Annotated in this window: 1 protein-coding gene; it reads left to right on the top strand. The window is 51.5% G+C overall.

Features of this window, described 5'->3' with window-relative positions; all coding sequences use genetic code 11:
• Positions 1–1136, top strand: a 1136-nt coding sequence (locus tag J4G02_23070; protein ID MCE2397390.1) for a HEAT repeat domain-containing protein, incomplete at both ends; no start/stop codon positions are given.

Genomic DNA, 1136 nt, shown 5'->3' on the forward strand with positions numbered 1-1136 from the left:
AACGCCGTTAAGGTACTTGGTCGTATCAAAGCACCCGAAACTACGCCAGTGTTGGTTTGGATCCTGTCTACACAATTCGACGAAATTTCGGACTTCCAACGGCACATGAAACGCGAGTATAAAACGCTTGACGCACTCCGAGCACAGGTTGAATCCTTTCAGATTGAGTGGACAGTCGATTACCCGCGCGCAAACTACCGCACATGGGGCGAACTCAAACCAATACCCAGTCTCGTGCGGAGTGAAGTCGCTCACACACTCGGTATCATCAAAGGGGACACTGTCGTAGAACCCCTCGCGCGTGCCCTTGAGGATGATGGTCGCGCAACAGTGCGCCAAAGCGCAGCGTGGGCACTCGGTGAAGTCAAGGGTGATGCCGCAACGACAGTGCTCATCACGGCATTGAAAAAAGATAAACAAGGCGTTGTCCGACAAGAAGCTGCTATTGCTCTCGGTAAAATAAAAGGGCAGAGCGTCATTGATCCCCTATTGGATGTACTCCGTAGCGATAAATACGAAACCACTCGATTCCAAGCCGCAGTAGCACTCCGAGAAATTCAGGCATCGGATAAGGGGCTTGTCGATATTTTGAAGAAAGGCTTGGGAAGTTTTGATGACGGATACGAAGTCCTCTCCGTGCAAAACGAGGTCATCGGGGCATTAATCAAAGATGGGAACGACGCAACAGCAGGATTTGTTCTTGATGCTCTTAAATCCGCTGATGATGAATGGACGCGCTGGGCATTCGTCCACATTCTTGGGGCGACTGCAAAAAAGCTTGCTGCCGATGCGATGCTTGAGGAACTCAAACATCCGAGTTATGTTGTCCGGAAACGGGCGGCAAATTCGCTCGGTGGCTTCAAAGAACGCCGCCTCGTTGAACCCCTCATCGCTGTACTTGAAAACACCGATGAGATGAAATCTATCCGAGCCTCTGCAATTGTCTCACTCGGTGCCCTCAAAGATGAACGCGCCACTGCACCACTTCTGACAGCACTCTCCGATGAAAACGCCGAAATCCGATTGCAAGCCGCCGCCGCTTTGGGTGCCCTCAAGGACTCAAAAGCAGTTGCGAAACTTAGCGAAATCGTTGAAAATCCGTTGGAGCCGGACAATGTCCGTGCCGTTGCAGTAGC

It is taken from the genome of Candidatus Poribacteria bacterium, assembly GCA_021295755.1.
Lineage (GTDB): Bacteria > Poribacteria > WGA-4E > WGA-4E > PCPOR2b > PCPOR2b.